The sequence below is a fragment of the Anabaena sp. AL09 genome (assembly GCF_001672255.1).
Lineage (GTDB): Bacteria > Cyanobacteriota > Cyanobacteriia > Cyanobacteriales > Nostocaceae > Dolichospermum > Dolichospermum lemmermannii.
The window spans coordinates 15,768-36,512 of the sequence record NZ_LJOQ01000105.1 but is presented as its reverse complement, the minus strand read 5'-3'; the positions used below and the strand labels follow the sequence as shown (position 1 = coordinate 36,512).

Genomic DNA, 20,745 nt, shown 5'->3' with positions numbered 1-20,745 from the left:
AAAAAGATCCCCGACTTCTTGAAGAAGTCGGGGATCTGAATCCTATGAGCTGCTTTTAACCGCCTATTTCTTGCAGCATTGTTTGTATTCTGGCAGCGCCTTCTGTGTCATTTCCCCGCTGATATAAATCTAATGCTTTCCTGAGAACTTTATTTGCTTGTGGAGTTTGCCGTTTTTGTTTGAACATAGAACCAATTAACTCATAGGTGCGGGGATTATTTTTATCTAAATTAACTGCTTGTTCATAAGCCCACAGGGCTGATTGATAATCACCTAAGCTAGTTTGAGCAACTCCTAATCCTAAATAGGCGTTGACATTATTGCGATTTAACTGGATAGCCCGACGGTAAGCTTCTTTTGCACCTTTGTTATCTCTCGTACTGCTTTTAAGATAACCCACAGCATAGTAAAAATCACTATTATTAGGATTAATGGCAATAGCTCGACGATAAGCATCTAAGGCTGAGGTAAAATTGCCTTGTTGAGTATATAAGTAGCCAATACCAGCATGAATTCTCTCATTTTTGGGATCTAATTTTGCTGCTTGTTGATAAACAGCGATCGCTCCATTATAATCTTTAGAATCTACCAGTCTCTTCCCCTCATCTATCAAGTTTTTTAACTCTGGATTATTCGCCTGTGTCACTAAGACATCAGCTTTCGCTACTACAGGTGTACTAATAAATAAACATCCTAATAATAAAGCAGTTAACAGAAGTGATGTTTTTTTGTACATAGTAAATTTTCCTAAATTCTCTTAAACCGTTTTTATTCGTACATTAAAACAAAAATATTAATCTTTGTAATCTGTATTTATTCACATTTATACAATATTAATAATTTCTTAAATCACTTGACACCTTCGGAATTATAGCAATAAATTAATCTTTTCGCCAATCGGTACTGATAAATTACACAAAATTACAGGTATAATGAAGTATGAACGGATATTTGTCCCTAAATTTGGCCATAATTACCTATTTTACCTAAATTTATGCTTTTAACTACTACTGATGTTATTCAAGGTGCTGTAATTCAATCATACTTAGGTATTGTTACAGCCGAAGTTGTCTATGGTAGCAACTTCCTGCGGGATTTTTTAGCGAGTATTCGAGATATTGTCGGTGGCCGCACTGGTAGCTATGAGCGTCTCTTTGAAGAGGGACAACGGAAAGCAATGGAAGAATTAGAACAAAGAGCGCAACGTTTAGGCGCAGATGCGGTTGTCGGTATTGCCGTTGATACAGGCACAATTAATGTTGATCAATCTGGTGTTTTATTAGTCATTACAGCCACAGGAACAGCCGTAAAAATTCGTTAATATTTCGTTAATATTTTGCTGATTTTGTAGCAATTTATGACCAAAGAAAGAGTAAACAACTCTTGCGGTTAATAATTCTTGATTTGACAATTTTTAATGTTTCATTTTTCAAGTTTTGGGAAAATTTGTGGAAATTCTCCTTGATTGAGAGTTGCAAAATACATTTCAATTTCAATATCAGAATAGCGACTGCGAATTGATGAATACGCTTGATTTAAATAATCTGTATGTACTTGCAACTCTCGTTCTGGATCTTTACTTAAATTAGGATCAATCATCATTGCATAAGCCCCACAATCTTGATGATCAATAATAATAACTTTGTTGATATGATGGAGTTTGTAGGAGATATCTAACTGATCCCAAAATGCTTCAGCATCAGATGGGTGGGGGAATCCTGTTAAAGCTAATGAAGCACCTGCTAAAGCTGTTAAATCATATTTATCTGTGAGATTTTTATTCCTTAAAAAAGACTGTTCTGCTGTTAAAAACCGAAAGTCAATACAACTGAGAACTAACGCTTTTGTTTGATGAACTTCGGCCTTAGCTGATTGCGCTGATTGCAGGACAGTAAAGGCTATTACTCCCGGAAGAAAAGATATCAGAAAATGACGACGACTAGAACAACAAAGACACTGATTGATATTTTTATTCATATTTGATTAGTCATTTAATTCCATCAATTCTTTTGATTTTAAATCAGTTGCGCCCGGTTGCAAACATCCGACAATCTGGGGAGAAATAGAACAAATAGCATCTGTGGTTGTTTCAAAACAATTTGATAAACCAATAGTTTCTAACAATCCTGAACGTTCTAGCAGTTGTTTAACTTCCGGTTGTAAACCTGTGAGAATTAAACAGCAATTATGGCGTTCTAAGTCGTGGTAAATATCCTCTAACGCTACTAACCCAGTGGTATCCATATTTGGCACAAACCGCAACCGCAGAATTAAGTATTTTACCTCTGGTTCATCTCGAATAAAGGTAGCAAATCTCTCCGCAGCCCCAAAAAATACCGGACCATCTACTCGATAAACAGCAATTTCTTTCCCTAATTCTAGCGAAGTTCCGGGGGGGAATACTTCGGTTTCGGGAATCTTCACTAAACTTAAATCACTCATGCGTTTGATGAACAAAGCGCCGGCAGCAATTAATCCTACCTCGACAGCGAGAACTAAGTCAAATAAGATTGTTACCAACCAAGTCAGAATCATCACCGCAAAGTCAGAATAGGTAGCCCGCATTAATAAACCAATGGCTTCCCATTCAATCATTCGCACACTAACTACCATCAGGATTCCCGCTAATGCCGCTAGGGGAATCTGTGCCGCTAGGGGTGCTAAAGTTAGCACAATCATGGCTAATGCAGCACCGTGAATTACTCCAGATAGTCGGGTTTTTCCACCAGAACGGACATTAACAGCAGTTCGCGCAATTGCCCCCGTGGCAGGAATACCAGCAAAAAATGGGACAATGATATTTGCTAACCCTTGACCAATTAATTCGCGATCGCTATTATGTTTCTCACTAACAGTCATCCCATCAGCCACCACCGCTGATAATAAAGATTCAATACTTCCCAATGCTGCCAAAGCCAAAGCTGGATTAATTAGTTCTCGAATTACACTAAAATCATTCCAGTGGGGAATCCCTTGGGGCATGGGTAAAGATTGGGGAATCGCGCCAATTGTGGGAATATTCAGATGGAAATAAGTAGCTATTCCCGTCGCTAACACCAACCCCACCAAAGAACTGGGTATGGTATTATTAATCTTCGGCCACAAAACTGTAGTGACAATTACCACAATTGCCAGTCCCACTGCTGACCAATTTAAAGCTTCTACATGAGTTAAACTTTGCCAAACTCCCGGCAAAAAATGTTCACTTCGGGGTAGTTTTAAACCAAAGAAATTATTTAATTGACCACAAAAAATAATAACAGCAATCCCATTAGTAAAACCTGCTGTCACTGGGTAGGGAATAAACTTCACTAGCTGTCCAAGTTTGGCCACACCCAAAGCAATTTGGATCATACCAGCCATTACTCCAGCAATCCAAACTTTCTCAATCCCGTATTTAGCAACAATTCCCACCAAAACCACGGCCATTGCCCCCGTTGGTCCGGTAATCTGGACTGGAGAACCGCCAAAAATGGCCGCCACAATTCCCGCGACAATAGCGGTATAGAGTCCCGCTTTTGGTTCGACTCCACTGGCTACAGCAAAAGCTAAAGCCAAAGGTAATGCTACTACTGCTGCTGTTAATCCTCCCGTCAAATCGCCACGCAAGCTACTAAACCAGCGTCCTAGACGGGAAAGTTTTGATTCTTGCAGGGTATCAGAGATTGCCATATTGTTATTTCAACTCTTATACAAAATTAGTTGATACACGCAGTAATAGTTATTTACTTGTTAGTAAGGTTTAATTTTGCTCTCTAAAACATCGCTGTCTACCAAACACGCGATTTCTTATGGTATTTATTACAAGATAGTTCTTCCTTATCGAAACCATCATAGCAAATTTTAAATCAATTGTCAACCCCCAATACTTTATATTGGCGTTGAACAGTGAAAAGATTACTGCAAGACACAACTTACCACTTCAAAAACGCTTCCTCAATCCCTTTCTCTCTTCTAATTTTGGCATCAATCTCAAACCAGGTAATAATTTGCTTTGTCGTCAATTCCTCAATAGAAACATCATATTCCTTGGCAATATGTTGTAAAATCCGCAAAGAGGAAATTGTCAATCTACTTAAAAACTTTTCAGGAGAAGATAACAAAGCCGCGTCAACTTGGGCTGATTCTTCTGAAGATAAAAATTGAGTTGATGATTGATTAGGGGCGATATCCATAAAAATTCAAAATTCTGTTTAATTGCCTTTCTACCATTAAATCATATTATTGTAATCCCTGAGCAATAAAGATTGACCAATAACGGGGATGTGCAAAGGAAAATTCTCCTTTTAATTTTTGGATATGATTATATTTAAGCTTAGAGGGTGTTTGAAAAGTTTTGAATGTATAAACAAACCCCTCTTGTAAACCTCTCCCCGAAGCGGGGAGAGGCTTTGAAACCCCCCTTCCCAGCCTTCGGCACGCTGCGCTAACGTAGGGAAGGGGGGCAGGGGGGTTAGGTTTTTGGAGATTATCGGTTTCATCTAATACTTTTAAAACATCCTCTTAAATATTCCTGTGCTATGCTAAAATGGCATATATTTACTTCTGTTGCTTATCAAATAAATTCTGGCTCTACCGCTCCCTTTATGATATTTTCGGTAAAATATCCCTGAAACCCCTACACCGATTGGAGATCGCTTATTAATTTAGATTAAACCCATGTACACCAATGGTTTTGGATATATTAAAAGGATGTTTGATCATAAGGGGAACGGTAGAACCTAAATTCTTAAATTATGCTATATTAAATCTAGTTGAGTTAATTTGAGGTTAATATATCAATGACACAGGAATTAATAGACCTCAGAAATAGTATTTTAGAACAGCGTTATAGTGATGCTTTAGCTATTGTGGATGATTTGGAGGGGATGAGTAAAAAAGCAATCATACAACAAATAAAGTCTTTTTTAAAGATTTTATTAATACATCTAATTAAAAATCAAATTGAACAACGGCTAACTAACTCTTGGGCAGCTTCTATCAGAAATGCAGTGGTAGGAATTCAGGATATCAACTTAAAAGAAAATAAAAAATCTTATTATATTAATGTTGATGAATGGGAAGATTTAATTTTAGAGGAAGTGATAGAGAAAGCTATAGCTGATGCTAGTGATGAGGTTTTAAATGGTGCGTACAATCAATTTCAATTAGAGGAAATGATTGATAAAATGGAGTTGATAGCAAAAGGGTATCAATTTTTAACTTTGACTTATGAACATTCAGCTAAAAGTTTACCGAAAGCTACAACGGAAGTTTTAATACAGTTACCAGGTGGGGAAAGTTGGTTTAATCGCAAGTAGTTAAATATCCCCGACTTCTTAATTTAATCAGGAAATTTGTGTTTTTAACCAACTCCGAAAATTCTTAATCATTGATACCTCACCCACTTGTAAACTAGAAGCCAAAAACTGAGGAACTTCTGTATTTAAAGGTAAATTCGCAAAGGTTGGTGAACCATTGCAAGGAATATATTTATCCTCAGATAAACTATAAATTTGCATCACAGGTTCTTCATAACGCCAAACTTCAGGAACACCTAAAGCTAAATAAATCGGTAATTTATCAATAGAAGAACTAGCATAATCAACTTCTATGACTAAATCAGGTGGGGGATCTTGAGTTAAATCTAAACTGGTTTTATTTCTCATAATTGGTTCATTTTGAATATAGAAACTAGAATCAGGTTCTACACCTCTAGCTAAATCTTCTCTTTTACAAGTTAATGAACCAGTGCTTTTGACATTGAGATTTAACTCTTCAACTAAAACAATAATTAGATTTTGTAACAAACGGTTATTGTGTTCATGGGGCATTAATGGAGTCATAATTTCTAAGATTCCCTGATTATAAGTAAACCTGTTATGGCGATCATCACCTGTTTCTAATAAAATTCGTTCAAAAGTATTCCAAGAAATATTATGGAGGATAACGCTATTGGTGTGAGTGTCGCTGTAAGTAGGTGTTAGAGTTACCATAGAAATTCACCTCGCAGTTTTAATTATTCTATTATATCACTATCATCAATTTCAATTAGAGAAAATGATTGATCAAGCGGAGTTGATAACAAAAGGTTGTCAATTTTTAACTTGATATTATTGTAATCCCTGAGCAATAAAAGCCGACCAATAACGGGGATGTGCAAAGGGAAATTCTGCTGTTGATTTTTGGATGTAATTAATTGTATTTAGTATTTTTAGGGATTTTTTATGTTGGAAATCGCACTCTAAATATTCTTTTGAATCTTCTGGGTATTGTTTTTTTTGATTTCTAGCTTGTTTACGCTGATTTTCTACTGCTTGGGATATTTCTTCTAAATCTGCTTTTCTTAGTTCCCGCAGTTTAATTTGTGCTTGTTTTAGTGCTTCTGGACGATTTTTACCTTCTTGTCTTTGTTGATAGTAAAATATAGAAAATAGCGCAGTGGCTAAATCATCAACCTGCCATAAGGAACTAATTACACTTATCGCACCAGCACATAAAAAACCAGTGGAAAGTGTGAGTAAATTATCAGTTATATCTGGGTTATCTAAATTAGTTTCGCAACAAGAAAGAAACACATCTATAAGATTAGGTAAACGCCACTCAGGAGACATCAATTGACCTAAAGTAATACTACCATCACCTAATTTTAACTGAGATTCTAAAGGATTATATAAACAAGATTCAGCATGGTGACAACTGTGAAGAATTTGCACCTGTTCAGCTAATTTTCGGTAATTTTGAACTGTAGCTTGACTACTACCTATTAACCTTTTATCTGCTGGAATATTAAACATTTTAGCAATTTGTTCATCTTCCCATCTGGAAAAAGGTAGAGGGTCATTATCTACGGTGTCTGCCACTATACCATATTGTAAATCTTGAATATCTAAATTTAGGCGTTTCTTATTTTTGTTTTGATGACAAAAATCTAAAATTTGACAACTGGGAGTATAACGAATTAAAAATCTATCTACCAAATATTCTTGATATTCTCCTGTAGGTAAAGCAGCAAAAGGTATTTGATGTAATAACAAATGAGGTTCTATAATTAATTCTTCTATGTCTTGAAGATATTGATAGATTATTTTTGATAATTGTAATCTCTCTCCAAGTTCATGGAGAAAATGTTCCATTTCGTTTTTCCATTTTTCAGGATGATGGATATAGTTTAATAACCAATTTTGTGCAATCCAGTTTTGTAATCTTTCTAAACCTTCACCCATACAGGTATGCAGATAAATTGAATTTTGGGTAATCATAAAAATATGGGTGTCAGAGTTGGTAGTGTAGAAACTGAGGATAGCGGTTTTGGGATAATCAATCAATTGCTGAATTTCTGATAAACTTAGAGGTTTAACTTGAATTTCACCTGCTAAAATGGGATCTTCTTTTCTGAGTTGTTCCCAAATTTCTTGTTTTGCAATTTCTAATGATTTGATTTTTTCATTATTGTCTGCTTTCCAAATAGCGCGGGTTTCACTACGCTTATTTTCTGATTTATGATTTTGGCGTTCTATGTCAATTTGTTGTTGTAATTCTTCGTATTTTTGTAATAAATCTTGGACTTTTGGTGGTATATTTTCACCTTGGGAGATATGAGAACTCGCCATTAATTCTACCAGACGTTGAGAACGGAAACGTTCTGAGTATTCAAAAGCTTGATCTAGTTGTCCAATATTGATGCTGGCTTCTACAATGTTTTCGTAAATGTCTATAGTTCCATGTAAAATCTGTTGACGACGAGTTTCTGATCTACTCCAAGAACGTATTTGTTCCACTGATTGCACAGCAAAATTATATCCTTCAATGGCTTCTTTCCAATATTGTGAGGCAAAACATACATCTCCAAAATTACCACCATAATCAAGGCAATCTGTAGGCAATGTCGTAGGTGTACACACTTTTAGAGATAACCGGAAACAAGCTATTGCTTGCTTAATATCTCCTTGTTCAAAATAAAACATACCTAAATTATTTTGAACTCTTGCCCAGTCTTCTGGAAAATCTTCCAGTTTATAAACTTCTAAAGCCTGACTATAGTGATAAAATGCCTGTTCTAAATAATTTGTTCCTTTTTCTTTACTCAAATCAACATAAGTATTACCCAGACTGTCTTGTATTCTAGCCCAGTCTTCTAGGTAAACTTCATCACGTTTATATATCTCTAAAGCAGAGTTATAATAACTGATAGAAGATTCTAAGTTATCTTGTTTATCCTCTTCTTTTCTATTTCTATGAATAGAACCTAAATTATTCATAGCCCTTGCCACATCTTCTTGACAATTTTCAAGAATATAAATTTCTAACGCATTTTCACAACATAATTTCGCTTTTTCTATATTTGCTTCATCAATAACAACTAAATCAGAATACGCAGTTGCTAAATTATTTTGAATATCAGCCCACCTTGGTTGAAAATCCTTACGATTATAAAATTCTGAAGCACTTTCAAAAGCTTCAATTGCTTTTTTTCTATTTATTACCCAATCATCACCTCTAATACGGTCACAGTAAGCATTACCCAAATCGTATTGTATATTAGCCCTTATTTCAGAATATGAATCTTGAATCAAACTAAGTAGTGCAACTTCATAACCAGCAATAGTAATTTCAATATATATAGCCTTTTTGACTGGGTTATTTTCTGGAATTTCTTGTATTATTTTGCTGAAATCAGCAATATTTAAAGCTCTTTCATCAGCTTTATCTGCTTCTAGCTGCGGCAGAGTTTCAGTTGCCCAATCTCTGAATATAGATAGAAAATTCTGATCTAGTTTATCTAAATTATCCTCTATTATTTTTCTTGCTACATCAGCTTTATTATCTCTAATTGTCCCTAAACTTTGGTGTAAAAAGTCTAAATAATCTCTGCGCTTTAACTTACATCGTTTTTGTTTTTTACCAAATCCATTAGCCATATTTATTGCACCTTAATTAAATAAAAATTAACCCAAAATCTCCTTCAACCTCTCCATCAAATCCTCCGCCAACGCCAACAACTCAACCTCATCAATATAACTACTATTACCAGAAGCGCGACAACTTTCAGAAACCACAACATCACCAAATAAAAAATCCTTAGCAGCAAAAATTCGATCCTCTTCTTTTAACTGACTCAAACAATATTCTAAACCACCAATAATTTCATCAAGAGACTTATCCTGTAACCGTTCCCGTACCTCCACCGCAACCACATCATCACTTTCTAAGAAAGTAGTAAGTTTCTCAATATAACCGGGTTCATCGTCATCATCCCCCCAAGTTTCCAACCAATCACCATCTATATCTTCAAAATATAAATCAGCCGCTTCTAACCCATATTTCATAATATCATCTTCTAATTGACGGGCTGATTCTAAATGCTGTAAAAACTGTTCTAGTCTTTTTTGATGTTCAGTAATTTCTTGGTTAATCATAATTACCTCCGTGAGAATTTTTGCTATACACAATCAAACTAACCAAACACTATAAATTTATTTTTTGATAAATACCATTATTCAGATTATCACTCTTATCTAGTGCTAAATTAACTATTTGATTGATAAAATCACTTTCACCAGGATTAAAACTTAAAAATAATCCTCTTGCTATTCCCCAAGAAATCAAAGTATTTTCCCAATCATCAGATTTTGCTTGTGTAAATTCTTGAGATTGGCTAGTTAGTTGAATACAAAGGGGTTGTTCTTGAATACTACTAACTATTATATCACTTGCCATAGATAAGTCTATAATATAGCGTTGTAAGGCTTGACCACCATTCCGTTTAATCACATCAGCAATCAAATTAATTAATTTTTCATCCTCCTGATTGAACTCACCAGACATTAATTTTTTTCTCCAAATATGAAATTTGGGATCATTTTTACTTAACCATCTAGGAAACAATTCACCATACCAGTATCTTTCAGAAGGTGTCATTAATTCATAAACGTCTTGTCTTTCTGCTTCAGAAGTTAAACGTTTTATATCAAGTCTAATTTCTGTATCTCGAATAAATTGTTGTAAAAACAAAAGCACAAAACGTTTAGACATCAGTGTACCAGGTCTAACATCTTTAATCCAGTTATTAATCTGATTTAACCTAATTGCTAAACTGGGATCTATGGTTGATGCTTCCTCAATTAATAATTTGAGTTGTTCCTTAATCTGTTGTGGATGCAAAATATATACCTGAAAAATAATAAAATTTTTTATTTAGTTTATATATTTTTAATGGTTTTGTAAAGTAACAATTTATTTAGTTAACCAGAGTACGTTTTAACGTACTTAAACTATTAGCCCGGAAATTGATTTCCGGGTGGGTATAGAAGCACACAAATAACCCCCACCTAACTTTTTTCCACCAAATAACCACAACGATGTTCACCATGAATCAACCAGTGAGTCCGTTCCACAGTACAATCTGGGAGAATAGCCGCAAACATCTCCAATTCATGACCACAAACGCTGGGAAAAGATTCCGCAACATCAGAAATAGCGCAGGTATGTTCCACAAAAATGAATCTTTCCGCACCACTAGCATCTGATTCCACAGCGTGAAACTCCGCCATAAAACCTTCAGCCTTTCGCAATTCTATCAAATTTGCGACCCGTTCCTGCAAAGAACCATTACCCACCCGTTCATGATATTCTTGGGCTTTACGTTCCCACTGTTTCCGTAAAATAGACTTTACTTGGTCACGTCCCACAGTTTCCGCTAAGGTATCCAAGAGAGAAACCGCAAACTCACCATAACCATCACCTAAGCGGTTAGCACTTTTTTGCAAATGTGATCTTCCCCCCCGACTCAAATGATAAACGTGCTGGGGTCTGCCCATACTCGGTTGTTCTGATACCGAATATATAACTAGCTCCTCCGTCTCTAAATCCTTTAAATGACGGCGAATCGCTTGGGGACTCACATCCAAAAAGTTAGCCAACTCGACAGCCGTTGCTTGTGATTGTTTCAATAGATACTCTAGGATATCCTGCTTAGTTGAGGTCTGCTGGGTAGTCGCCATCTTCTCTACTAGACGCTTCGCAAACGTCCCAAAATAAAAAACTTTTTTTTCTGAAAATTTAACTTAAACAACATTGTTGTTGTTAATCTATCGTACAATGAAAATAGATTAAACAACAGCCGAATTGTTTTAGTCGTTAAACCTATTCTAGCAGTCCTGTTAGGAATTGGTAACAGAAAACGGGAATTAGCTTTGTGCAACCCGTCGCCCGTCCTTTAAAGAGAACAGAAGAGAACCGATGAGCGCATCCGTCACCACCTTAGTCAACCAACCTTACAAGTACGGCTTTGTTACCGATATTGAAGCCGATACTATTCCCCGTGGGTTAAGCGAAGATGTTGTCCGCCTAATTTCCGCCAAAAAGAATGAGCCGGAATTTATGCTGGAATATCGTCTCCGAGCATATCATCAATGGCTGAAAATGACAGAACCAACTTGGTCTCATGTCCAATATCCGCCTATTAATTATCAGGATATTATTTATTATTCCGCACCGAAACAAAAGAAAGCAAAACTCAACAGTTTAGACGAAGTTGATCCAACTTTATTGGAAACCTTTGCAAAATTAGGTATTCCTTTAAATGAACAAAAGCGATTAACGAATGTTGCTGTTGATGCGATTTTTGATAGTGTTTCTGTTGCGACTACATATAAAGAAAAACTTGCCAAAGATGGCGTAATTTTCTGTTCTTTTTCCGAAGCTTTACAAGAACACCCAGAACTGATTAAAAAATATTTGGGTAGCGTTGTTCCCATTGCTGATAATTATTTCGCAGCTTTAAATGCGGCTGTGTTTAGTGATGGTTCTTTTGTTTATATTCCCAAAGGCTTAAAATGTCCAATGGAATTGTCTACATATTTCCGCATTAACACCGGCGATACAGGACAATTTGAACGGACTTTAATTGTCGCCGAAGCAGGAAGTTATGTTTCTTATTTAGAAGGTTGTACAGCACCAATGTACGACAGCAACCAATTACACGCTGCGGTTGTCGAATTGGTAGCTTTAGATAATGCGGAAATTAAATATTCTACTGTACAGAACTGGTACGCTGGTGATGTTAATGGTAAAGGCGGAATTTACAACTTTGTCACCAAGCGTGGTTTGTGTCAAGGTGTCAATTCTAAGATTTCTTGGACTCAAGTAGAAACCGGTTCTGCTATTACTTGGAAGTACCCTAGTTGCGTTTTGATTGGTGATAATTCCGTCGGTGAATTTTACTCGGTTGCATTAACAAATAATATGCAGCAAGCTGATACTGGAAGTAAGATGATTCACGTTGGGAAAAACACCCGCAGCACTATTATTTCTAAAGGAATTTCTGCTGGTAAATCTAGTAATAGTTACCGGGGTTTGGTGAAGATTAATCCCACTGCAAAAGGTGCGAGAAATTATTCTCAATGTGATTCGATGTTAATTGGAGATAATGCTCAAGCTAATACTTTTCCTTATATTCAAGTTCAGAATAATACGGGAAAGGTGGAACATGAAGCTTCTACTTCTAAAATTGGTGAAGATCAATTGTTCTTTTTTGCTCAACGGGGTATTTCTTCGGAAGATGCTATTTCGATGATGATTAGCGGTTTCTGTAAGGATGTTTTTAATCAGTTACCTATGGAGTTTGCTGTTGAGGCTGATAAGTTGTTGAGTCTGAAGTTGGAAGGTAGTGTGGGTTAAGAGAAACGAACCACGAAGACACGAAGAGCGCGAAGAAAGAAAGAAGAAGAAGGAAGAGAGAGAAAAGATGATTATTGAGAATAGTGATTTGATTTTGTCGGTTAAGGATTTGACGGCTGATGTTGATGGAACTCCGATTTTAAAGGGGTTGAATTTGCAGGTTCGCGCTGGGGAAGTTCACGCGATTATGGGTCCGAATGGTTCTGGGAAGAGTACGTTTTCTAAGGTTTTGGCGGGACATCCAGCTTATACTGTTACTGGTGGTGAGGTGGTTTTCCAAAACCAAAATCTTTTGGAAATGGAAGCAGCAGAAAGGGCTAGGGGTGGTGTGTTTTTAGCTTTTCAATATCCTCTGGAAATTCCTGGTGTGAGTAATTTAGATTTTTTACGAGTTGCTTATAATTCTCGCCAGAAATCTAGAGGTTTGGAGGAGGTTGATGCTTTCGATTTTGATGATTTGGTTGAGGAAAAGTTGGATATTGTGAAGATGAATTCTTCTTTTCTTAATCGCAGTGTGAATGAGGGTTTTTCTGGTGGGGAAAAGAAGCGGAATGAAATTCTGCAAATGGCGATTTTAGAACCAAAGTTGGCGATTTTAGATGAAACTGATTCTGGTTTGGATATTGATGCTTTGAAAATTGTTGCTAATGGAGTTAATCAGTTAACCAATGCTGAAAATGCCACAATTATGATTACTCACTATCAGCGTCTTCTTGATTATATTGTTCCTGATTTTGTTCATGTTATGGCGCAAGGACAAATTATCAGAAGTGGTGGTAAAGAGTTAGCACTTGAGTTGGAATCTCGCGGTTATGATTGGGTTCTCGAAGAAGCTTTGGGAGTGGGTGTGTAATGTCTATTCCAGTTTCTCTTACTTCTATTCCTAATTCTCTATTAGATAGAGATCCTTTTTTAACTGGTTTGTTAAATCAGGTAACTGTATCGGAAAAGGATGATTGCTTAAAACAACTTCGTGACGGTGCTGCTAAATGGGTTCGTCATTCTGTTATTCCCAATACCCGCGAGGAAGAATGGCGGTTTACTGATTTATCATCTTTGAAACAGGTAGATTTTAAGTTAGGGATGTTTCAGGAAACATCTTTAGAATCTGATATTTTACCTGAAGTTTCTCAGCAGTTAGTGTTTGTTAATGGTGTGTATTCACCTGATTTATCTAATACTGAAAATTTACCTGCTGGGTTAATTGTTGGTAATTTGGATGTTTTATCCAGTGAGATTGTAGGGGAATATTTAGCTCAAGCGGAAGGTGCGAAGGAAGTTTTTACGGCTTTAAATACTGCGGCTTTAAATGATGTCGCTGTTGTATGGGTTGGTAAAAATGTGGTGGTGGAAAAACCAATTCATCTATTATTTATTTCTGTTTCTGGTGAGTCTGCGACTATTTCCCAACCTCGCGTTTTAGTAGTAGCTGAAAGTAACTCTCAAGTAACTTTAATTGAAGAGTATATTGCATCTTCACAAAATGAGGGTGTTTACTTCACTAATAGTGTGACGGAAATTTGGGTAAATGAAAATGCTCAGGTGAGTCATAATAGAATTGCGCGAGAAGGTGCTGCGGCTTTTCATGTTGGGAAAACTGCTGTTACTCAGGCGCGATATAGTCGTTATAGTTGTAATGCTGTGACGGTTGGGGGTAAAATCTCTCGTCACAATTTGGAGATTTTGCAAACTGGTGAACAAACGGAAACGACGCTGAATGGTTTGACTGTGATTGCTAATAATCAATTGGCTGATACTCACAGTGCTTTGTCTTTAAATCATCCCCATGGTGTGAGTAAACAGTTACATAAGTGCATTATAGGCGATCGCGCTCATGGTGTCTTCAATGGTAAAATATTTGTTCCCAAACTGGCGCAATTAACTAACGCATCTCAATTAAATCGCAATTTGCTATTATCATCTAAGTCCAGAATTGACACCAAACCGCAATTAGAAATCACTGCTGATAATGTTAAATGCGCTCACGGTGCTACTGTCAGTCAGTTGGAAGATGATCAAATATTCTACCTGCAAAGTCGCGGCATTGATGAAAATAATGCTCGCAAATTATTAGTTAATGGTTTCGCAATGGAAGTTATTAACTTTATTCCTGTTGCTTCTTTGCGTGAGAGTTTGTTGAGAACTGTTACCAGTCTCATGAATAAATAAATGCCTTGCACTAAAGTACAAGTCTAATAGCTAAAGTTCGTTAAAACGAACTAAATTTCTGAATAATTAATAGTCGGTTAAAACCGACTTCTGCTATTAGCCAGGGAATTCATTCCTTGGCGGTTTAAAATTCTCCTGAACTCTTTATTAAAAATGGTCATCACTTCTACCAAATCTCTCGCTGATAAAGTTCGTTCTGACTTCCCTATTTTACATCAGGAAGTCCACGGTAAACCCCTGGTTTATCTCGATAATGCGGCTACTTCTCAAAAGCCTTTATTCGTATTAAATGCTTGGCGTGATTATTACGAACAATATAATTCTAATGTCCATCGTGGCGCACATTTTCTCAGCGGAAAAGCTACTGATGCTTATGAGGGTGCGCGTGATAAAATCGCTAAATTTATTAATGCTAAATCACGCCAAGAAATTGTGTACACCCGCAACGCAACTGAGGCTATTAACCTAGTCGCTTACAGTTGGGGAATGAACAATTTACAGCGAGGAGATGAAATTATTCTTTCGGTCATGGAACACCATAGTAATATCGTTCCTTGGCAATTTGTCGCTCAAAAAACGGGTGCAATATTGAAGTTTGTCGAATTAACACCAGAAGAAACTTTTGATTTAGGACAGTTTAAAAAACTGATTTCTGAAAAAACAAAACTGGTGTCTATCGTGCATATTTCTAATACTTTGGGTTGCATAAATCCAGCTAAAGAAATAGCCGAAATTGCTCATAAATACGGTGCGAAATTCTTACTTGATGCTTGTCAAAGTGTCCCCCATACTCCTATTGATGTTCAAGAACTTGACTGTGATTGGTTGGTAGCTTCTGGACATAAGATGTGCGCTCCCACTGGCATTGGCTTTTTGTATGGTAAGTTGGAATTACTGGAAGCAATGCCGCCATTTTTCGGTGGTGGTGAGATGATTGCAGAGGTATTTTTAGACCATTCCACCTATGCAGAATTACCCCATAAATTTGAAGCTGGTACTCCGGCTATTGGGGAAGCGATCGCCCTTGGTGCAGCCATAGATTATCTTACTAATATCGGTATGGATAAAATCCATGCTTATGAAGCGGAATTAACGGCTTATTTATTCGCGCAATTAGCACAAATACCCCAAATTAGAATCCACGGACCAAAACCCAATGCTGAAGGGGAAGGGAGAGCCGCATTAGCAGCTTTTACGGCAGAAGGTGTTCACGCTAATGATTTAGCAACTTTGTTAGATCAAGAAGGTGTGGCAATTCGTTCTGGACATCATTGTACTCAACCATTACACCGTCATCTAGGTTTAGCAGGAACTGCACGGGCAAGTTTATCTTTTTACAATACCCGTGAGGAAATTGATGTTTTCATCAAAGCTTTGAAGGAGACTTTGGACTTTTTTGCTGGTGTGTTTGCTGAGTAAATGTAGGGTGGGAAGGCTTAATTATTTGATTTAAGCGGGTAGGGGTTTAGCAATGCTAAACCCCTACAAATCTAGGTTTTTCGTGATTTTACAAAAGTCCATGTCTGTCGCTTGCCAAATTATTTGACCACTTGACAAATTAATGTCCACAAAAATATTAACGCCTAAAACCTTGCTATGTAAGGGTTTTGTTATTTTAGCCTATATTGAGCCTCTTCAACATCAATTGACAAAATAAGTGTCCGAGTTTAAAAACTTGACAAATTAGTTGTCCTATATTAAAAATCATGCTTTTTCCAACCTTGACTTTACTTGACAAATTAATTGTCCTCCGATAGAGTATAATTCAACTATGTTTTTAATAAACATATATGCTAGAAACACAAAATGATAAACCCAATGACGATGAAGTAGAAGATAGCGAGATCCAGTTTAATCTCAGAAGAAGACTTGCGTATTTGTTTGATGAAACAAACTCGACGCTCGATTTACAGGGGTGGATATCTGCAATTTGAAAATCTTACCTATCGGGGTGAAAACTTGGCTGGTTACGCTGGGGAAAGCGTAGTGTTGCGATTAATTGCAAGTCTTGTATCTATACTGATGATGTATCAGTAGGGGCTGGGGCAATTATTTTTAATAGTAAATGGTGACATCTAAAGTTCACCGGATATAACTTTCCTGAAGGAACTACTCGCTGGTGATCCGAGGTTTTGTGATCACGAGTTGGAAAATCTGGATGATCATTTAATGTGCATGGTACTTTAGTCTCAATATTGGTAAAAGCTTTGTTAGGATCACCGGAAAAAATATAACCGAGCATTCCTCCTTCATAAGAAAAGGGTGCATACTTGCAAGTTATAAAATTTTCATTTATCTCTTTTACATATTCACCTACTGCGCCATCTGTTTTTAAAACTTTAGCTTCTAAAGGCCATATAATCCTTCTATTCTTTCTAAGAATAAATGCAATGTCATACTCTTTTGGTTGTGCTGGTGCAACTTGACGAGTCTCCCTTTCATAAGAACCATGTTGAACATAATATGGCTCATCCCCTGTCATAACGCTGCGAATTTCTGGCTCAAGCAGTTGAGTGATATCTCTTTCAATATCATCTTCAGCTTGACTACAATCAATTTCTGAGAATACCTCGTTTACTAATAAATCATATCCTTTCCACACAAAAGTAAGTATATTGATTGATGCTGTTTCACACCAATCCTTAGAAATCGCCATGAATTCATCTGTCTCTGGCCATCTTAATTCCGAAATTGTCTGCCGTCTTCTAATCAAAATTTAACTCCTGTACTACTAATATTTTGCGTTTAAATTTAGTTAATTAATCTCAGATATATATCTAAGTCATAATATCTGCGGCTACTTCGTCAGCATCTCTTAAAGCCATAGAGCGAGTCCAATAACGAATTTTGTCAGGTTTGATTAAATAAATAGTAGGAATTTTTACTCCATTCAATTCTACAGAATCATAAATCCTGGCAACACGCTGATAAAAGATGCCACCGTCTTCTATACTTCCTCTTTCTAGATACAACTTATTTAAATTTTCTAAGCGTTCCATTAAATCAGGGGAGTCAATAGGTTTAATATGAACACCTTCAGAATCAGGCTTATTAAGATAAATAGCCACTAAGCGAATAGGAAGAAGAGTGTTAGTTTGTTCCTGAAATATGGTGGCACAAACTTGTTTATCTTGTCCAAATCCTGCTTTAAGAACTCGCAAGAAATACTCACAATATGCCGTAAGTTCAGGTTCAGTATTATTCTGAGATTGACTATTATCTATACGGTGAGTTCTTTTGCGTCCTGGAGAAGCACCATCTCCTTTAAAGTCTGGCAGGGTGTAATTGAATAGATCATTAATTAGCACCCATTCACTATCTTTGAATTCAAAAGCTTGTCGTATGCGCTCATCTATATCATCAATTGTTTTTATATTATGTAATTCTCCTACTGATAATTCAGGTATTGGCACATCCAGTAAATCGCTTGGTTTTATTTCAGGAATATATGATGCAAAACGACCATTAGAAAGTAGTAGATAGTAGACAGCTAACTTACTGTTGTATACTAGACAAGCAGAATTTAATTGTAAAATATACTCTTCGTCAATATGTATGCTCACATAACTTTCAGAGCAGATAATTCCTTGATTTGTACTCTCAGGATCAATTATTACTGAACGAAATCTGCCGCTACTTTTCTGCCAACTTTGTTTTACAATCATTTGTGGAAGTTGGAATGCAGATAGGCTACTTAAACCAGTACCAGAGTGAATGTATGGATCATTATTTATAGGAAGTATTTGAGCATTGAGGTAGAGAAAACTGCTATCAAGTGGTTTAGACGATTTCAGAATTCGTTTATTCACTAGACTATTTTCTACTTTTCTTCTATCACCTTTTGTTACTCCTTGGCGTGTTTTAGCAATGCCACGGGATTTAAGTTTTTCAATACTTAATTCTTGATTCAATCTTCTTACCAAGGATAGATCACGTTTACCACCCCACATTAAAGCTGTCCAAACTAATGGGTTTGCGATCGCTTCTTGTGGGTAAATTGTATTAACATAATCTGGCTCAATTACTATATGATAGTCATCCTCATTTGTCATAACGGGCTTGGGACAAATGTATGTCAAAGGCTCACCATCAGGAGGTATTATGGACATTGTAATGATACAAGCAGGAGAAATAGCATCTTTGAAAAGTCCAAAACGTAATGCAGACAAATTAACTATCTCTTCAATTTTGAACTCTGAAAAAAGCCTAGCTCGAAATTCTTGAGCAGTGCCAACCTGATTAAAAATCAAAGCCATTGCAGGTTGCATCATTGCTACTTGTCCACCAGATTTAGTTAAAGTAGCAGCTTTTGGCAGAAAAAGTGGACCGATATTACCGTAAGTTATTGTCCAAACATCTCCAGCCCAAGATTTTGCTGCTGGAGTAACAGTATTTCTACCCCAAGGTGCATTACCAACGACTAAATCATATTTACCAGCATCTTGAACAGAACGAAAACCTTCTTTATCTTCTTCAAAAAAATCAGCAGCAATTAGTTGACGTTCACGTAATCTAGGAAAGCGAAACTCATTCTCCCAATAATATTGAGGTTCAACTTTATCAAGCATGGTTAAATAAAGACTAAAAGATGCTACTCTTACTGCTTGTGCATCTACGTCAACACCAAATAAATTATTTTCTAATAAATATTTTAAATCACTTGGCTGAATTGTTTTCGGATGAGCTTGTTCCCATCTATGAATTAAACGCTGAAATGCTTTAACCAGAAAAATTCCTGAACCACAAGCAGGATCAAGAATCTTGATATCCCATTCTTGACTATCCCAAGGTAAAACACCATCTAGTACAAAGTCAACTATATGTTCTGGTGTGTAATGAACTCCTGTGCCAGATTCTTTACTAACAAACTCCTCATATATACTGCTAATAAACTCTAAAGGTATAACGTCAAAATGGTAGTATGGCCATAGACTTAATTGTCCAGTTTCAATGTCTACATGACCACTGACAAAATCAGCAAGTATATTTAGATGAGGTTGTTTAACTTTTTGTTCTTCTGTTTGCCATTCAGCTTCACGTTCTTCTTCTGTAGCACCTTTACCTGGGAACAAATCACCATTGAACTTGCCGTTGAGCCAACGGAAAAACTGATAAGTATCTATATGATTTCTTAATATGTCAGCTAAACGAGAGTATCTAGCCGATAATAATTTCTCAGTTATATATAAATAATCCAGTAAAGTTGTATTTAAGCCCGGATTACCTTCAGAATCTTGACGGTCAAAAAGGAATTGAATGAAAATAATTCTTGCTAGTAAATCATGAATTGTATCATCATCAAGTTTATTTTTTTGAAGTCTTTTCCGAACACTTTTCAGATTTTTCAATAGCATCTGGTCAGCAGCTTGACTACGTTGAAATCGCTGGCTATGTTCTTGAAAAAATTGACCTGATACTAAATCAGCCCAGTGTAACCGCAAAGTTTCAGCAGCTTGACCTGAAAGAGATACCTGATTAAATGACTCAATTTCCCGTTTAGAAACATCAACTACAGGATTGATAATATCATCTTTGTTTGGAGGTTCTTCATAGCACGTCCAAATTCTTAAGCGATTAGGTTCTGTTGTAATTAGTGATGGTGTACGAGAAAAACTCCAAGCAAGTTGATAAGTTTTCTTTAATGTTTCCTCTGATACTTCTCCTGGAAAATCGCACACTAAGGCAATAGGTGTTTCTGTTGAGTCACCTTGAGAATTTCCAGCCAGCACGCCTATTTGCACACCATGACCATCTGAAAGTTTGCTGATAGTTCTACCTAATTTTTCTTTAGCAATTTGTGCATAAACACTTGGACCAGCACCAGATGGCTCCAAAATTTCTTTTGGAGTTGGCCAGTGAAGCTTTTCATGTGCTAGTTCAAGTAGTCCAGACTGTGACATTCCGTTTTTTATGCTG

Annotated in this window: 18 protein-coding genes; 7 read left to right on the top strand and 11 right to left on the bottom strand. The window is 36.5% G+C overall.

What is annotated here, in order from left to right:
* Positions 1–55 precede the first annotated feature (55 nt).
* The gene (locus tag AN490_RS21615; protein ID WP_300006912.1) at positions 56–736 is read right to left on the bottom strand and encodes a tetratricopeptide repeat protein; all 681 of its coding nucleotides are present in this window, start codon (positions 734–736) and stop codon (positions 56–58) included.
* Positions 737–994: 258 nt separating this feature from the next.
* On the opposite strand from AN490_RS21615, the gene AN490_RS21610 reads away from it, so the two are divergent.
* A complete protein-coding gene (locus AN490_RS21610; RefSeq protein WP_027402424.1) occupies positions 995–1,321 on the top strand; it encodes a YbjQ family protein in 327 nt (108 codons plus the stop codon).
* A gap of 101 nt (positions 1,322–1,422) precedes the next feature.
* Here the strand turns inward: AN490_RS21610 and AN490_RS21605 are convergent, their stop codons facing one another.
* From AN490_RS21605 to AN490_RS21595, 3 genes are all read right to left on the bottom strand, one after another.
* Positions 1,423–1,977 (bottom strand): carbonic anhydrase, encoded by a 555-nt coding sequence (locus AN490_RS21605; protein ID WP_300006908.1) that lies wholly within the window; start codon positions 1,975–1,977, stop codon positions 1,423–1,425.
* Positions 1,978–1,983: 6 nt separating this feature from the next.
* Positions 1,984–3,672 carry a SulP family inorganic anion transporter gene (locus AN490_RS21600; protein WP_300006906.1) on the bottom strand — a complete coding sequence of 563 codons (1,689 nt, stop codon included), beginning with the start codon at positions 3,670–3,672 and terminating at the stop codon, positions 1,984–1,986.
* A gap of 242 nt (positions 3,673–3,914) precedes the next feature.
* Positions 3,915–4,175 (bottom strand): hypothetical protein, encoded by a 261-nt coding sequence (locus tag AN490_RS21595; RefSeq protein ID WP_271821960.1) that lies wholly within the window; start codon positions 4,173–4,175, stop codon positions 3,915–3,917.
* Positions 4,176–4,781: 606 nt separating this feature from the next.
* Here AN490_RS21595 and AN490_RS21590 point away from each other — a divergent pair.
* Positions 4,782–5,300, top strand: a complete 519-nt coding sequence (locus tag AN490_RS21590; RefSeq protein WP_300006904.1) for a DUF29 family protein — start codon at positions 4,782–4,784, stop codon at positions 5,298–5,300.
* A gap of 27 nt (positions 5,301–5,327) precedes the next feature.
* Here the strand turns inward: AN490_RS21590 and AN490_RS21585 are convergent, their stop codons facing one another.
* From AN490_RS21585 to sufR, 5 genes are all read right to left on the bottom strand, one after another.
* The gene (locus AN490_RS21585; RefSeq protein WP_300006902.1) at positions 5,328–5,975 is read right to left on the bottom strand and encodes a Uma2 family endonuclease; all 648 of its coding nucleotides are present in this window, start codon (positions 5,973–5,975) and stop codon (positions 5,328–5,330) included.
* Between the two features lie 117 nt (positions 5,976–6,092).
* Entirely contained in the window at positions 6,093–8,900 is a 2,808-nt protein-coding gene (locus AN490_RS21580; protein ID WP_300006900.1) for a CHAT domain-containing protein, read from the bottom strand.
* Positions 8,901–8,927: 27 nt separating this feature from the next.
* Positions 8,928–9,398, bottom strand: a complete 471-nt coding sequence (locus tag AN490_RS21575; RefSeq protein WP_300006898.1) for a hypothetical protein — start codon at positions 9,396–9,398, stop codon at positions 8,928–8,930.
* A 49-nt stretch (positions 9,399–9,447) separates the two neighbouring features.
* A complete protein-coding gene (locus tag AN490_RS21570) occupies positions 9,448–10,143 on the bottom strand; it encodes a hypothetical protein (RefSeq protein ID WP_300006896.1) in 696 nt (231 codons plus the stop codon).
* Between the two features lie 167 nt (positions 10,144–10,310).
* Positions 10,311–10,982 (bottom strand): iron-sulfur cluster biosynthesis transcriptional regulator SufR, encoded by a 672-nt coding sequence (gene sufR, locus AN490_RS21565; RefSeq protein WP_300006894.1) that lies wholly within the window; start codon positions 10,980–10,982, stop codon positions 10,311–10,313.
* A 238-nt stretch (positions 10,983–11,220) separates the two neighbouring features.
* Here sufR and sufB point away from each other — a divergent pair, with 238 nt between their 5' ends.
* The 5 genes from sufB (at position 11,221) to AN490_RS21540 (ending at position 16,866) form a co-directional block, all read left to right on the top strand.
* Positions 11,221–12,660, top strand: a complete 1,440-nt coding sequence (sufB, locus tag AN490_RS21560) for a Fe-S cluster assembly protein SufB (RefSeq protein ID WP_190383586.1) — start codon at positions 11,221–11,223, stop codon at positions 12,658–12,660.
* Positions 12,661–12,727: 67 nt separating this feature from the next.
* Positions 12,728–13,513, top strand: coding sequence for a Fe-S cluster assembly ATPase SufC (gene sufC, locus AN490_RS21555; protein ID WP_300006891.1), 786 nt, complete (start codon positions 12,728–12,730; stop codon positions 13,511–13,513).
* Entirely contained in the window at positions 13,513–14,829 is a 1,317-nt protein-coding gene (gene sufD, locus AN490_RS21550) for a Fe-S cluster assembly protein SufD (RefSeq protein WP_300006889.1), read from the top strand. Before sufC ends, sufD begins: the two co-directional genes overlap by 1 nt.
* A 153-nt stretch (positions 14,830–14,982) precedes the next feature.
* Entirely contained in the window at positions 14,983–16,248 is a 1,266-nt protein-coding gene (locus tag AN490_RS21545; RefSeq protein WP_300006887.1) for a cysteine desulfurase, read from the top strand.
* Positions 16,249–16,713: 465 nt separating this feature from the next.
* The gene (locus tag AN490_RS21540) at positions 16,714–16,866 is read left to right on the top strand and encodes a Mu transposase C-terminal domain-containing protein (protein ID WP_300006885.1); all 153 of its coding nucleotides are present in this window, start codon (positions 16,714–16,716) and stop codon (positions 16,864–16,866) included.
* Here the strand turns inward: AN490_RS21540 and AN490_RS21535 are convergent.
* Positions 16,844–17,485, bottom strand: a complete 642-nt coding sequence (locus tag AN490_RS21535; protein WP_300006883.1) for a hypothetical protein — start codon at positions 17,483–17,485, stop codon at positions 16,844–16,846. The two genes, AN490_RS21540 and AN490_RS21535, sit on opposite strands and share 23 nt — an antisense overlap.
* 121 nt (positions 17,486–17,606) lie before the next feature.
* Positions 17,607–20,729, bottom strand: a complete 3,123-nt coding sequence (locus AN490_RS21530; protein ID WP_300006881.1) for an N-6 DNA methylase — start codon at positions 20,727–20,729, stop codon at positions 17,607–17,609.
* Positions 20,730–20,745: the final 16 nt, after the last annotated feature.